1 protein-coding gene is annotated in these 1995 nt (G+C 34.5%); it reads right to left on the reverse strand.

Going from position 1 to position 1995, the window contains the following annotated elements; translation table 11 throughout:
• Window positions 1-899 precede the first annotated feature (899 nt).
• Window positions 900-1991 carry a DEAD/DEAH box helicase gene (locus AC1DRF_RS24900; protein ID WP_477741954.1) on the reverse strand — a complete coding sequence of 364 codons (1092 nt, stop codon included), beginning with the start codon at window positions 1989-1991 and terminating at the stop codon, window positions 900-902.
• Window positions 1992-1995 lie beyond the last annotated feature (4 nt).

A 1995-nucleotide genomic window follows, 5' to 3' on the forward strand; every position in this document is an offset into this window, starting at 1 on the left:
ATATTAATACGACGAGTCTTAAAAAATTCCCTGTTTTCTCAAAATAAAAAAGGACACTGATGACACGTCATGGAATCAAAAAGCTCTAAACCTTATAGTGTTGCTTATTTCTTAAATCAGTATTTCTATCAAAATAAAAAGCACCCCAATTAATAGATGCCTATTTTTATTATTCTTATTTTTCTTCTGTAACYATAAACTGYACCACATTATTTAAATTGMTRTGCACTAGCTCTTTTTCATTCGAAAYRAATYTTTCATRTTTTGTTATATGACTAATRACTTCTTTCTTTGAKGTGGCTTCAAATTTTAATTCCTTTGTCCTGCCATTTATAAATTCAAAAAYAACTTTAAATTTAAGCATAGGTGTAGCACCTCTTTATCTACTTATTATTCTTGCTTCATTAATTCTTCTTCAAAGAAAAAAGTACTTGGATATTTATTGACAGTATAAGAGTATCTTTTCATGTTTTTTACATAATGACTTTTTAAGATTATCACTAATTCATTCGATACTCTTATGTTTACTATTTCTCCATTACTAAATAGTTTTACGCTCATAGCCCTCATCCTCTCTCATATCAGAAATAATAAAATTTATCTTAAGGCATAATTTAAATCTCCTAAGATTCTTTATTTTTACCCAGTTCTTTTGCCTGATATTTTTTTAGTTCTCCACAATCATAAGGATTAACAATTAAAGTTTCCGTGTGATTCTTATAATGAAGCTGAGAAAGGCTTACATCAATTCGTATAGGTTTTCTGGTATATGTGTTAAAAAAATAAGCGACCTTTCTTCGATAGTTGGTTCACAAAGGGATAGTTGTATTTTGACACCTTACAGTGTGATAAATCTCAATATCTACTAATGAACTACATAGTCATAAAACAGTAAGGGATTATTTTCTATACTTTTTTTCACGCCATACTGTTTCTTTTCTGCCTTTACTTCTCTTACGCTCCGTTTTTGCCTTTTCATTACGAAGTGGTGCCACTTCAGTTAATTGGACAGGAGCCATATTCGATTCTTTTGTTAAGAGCTTTAAAGTAGCTGACAATAAGGTAACAGAATCCACTTCTTCTAATAACTTTTCCGCCACAGGTTTATATTCCCCGAACTCTCTCTTGTCGATGGTGTTCAAAACGCGGTGTATGATTGCTTCCTGATGTCCTGCCATTACTTCACTAGAAGTAGGAGGTGATTGTCTAGACATTCTTGTTTTTGTGACATTTTCAATCACTTTTAAGTGATGACGTTCTCTCGAGGTTATAAATGTAACCGCCAATCCCTTAGTACCTGCCCGTCCTGTTCGACCAATACGATGAACATAGCTTTCAGGATCCTGAGGAATATCAAAATTATAGACATGACTAACACCTGTAATATCAAGTCCCCTTGCTGCAACGTCGGTTGCGACCATAATCTCAATCGTATGATCCTTGAATTGACGAATCACATCGGCACGTTTKGATTGGGTMAGRTCTCCRTGAATGCCTTCTGCTGCATAYCCACGYTTTTTTAGCCCTTCAGCAAGTTCATCCACACGTTTTTTTGTKCGTCCAAACACAATAGCAAGGTCTGGTGATTGAAGATCTACRAGATTRCAAAGAACATCAAATTTTCGATTCTCWGRAATTTCYAYATAWYGYTGCTCRATRTTCTTTACYGTTAACTCCTTCGYTTTTACTTTTACRAGTTCAGGAKYGTTCATAAATTTCTGSGCYARACTTTGTACTTGCTTCGACATGGTTGCTGAAAATAGYAAGGTTTGRTGGGGAGAAGAGATKCCACCAAGAATCGTTTGGATATCTTCAATAAARCCCATRTTTAACATCTCATCTGCTTCATCCAGAACAGCYGTACGAATATGAYTTAAACGRATGGTTCTTCTTTTCATATGGTCCWTAAGRCGTCCWGGRGTTGCYGARATAATATGYGGTCTRTTYTTAAGGGCTTTGATYTGACGATTAATATCCTGCCCTCCATAAATGGGT

The organism is Priestia sp. P5_B4, from assembly GCF_056400385.1.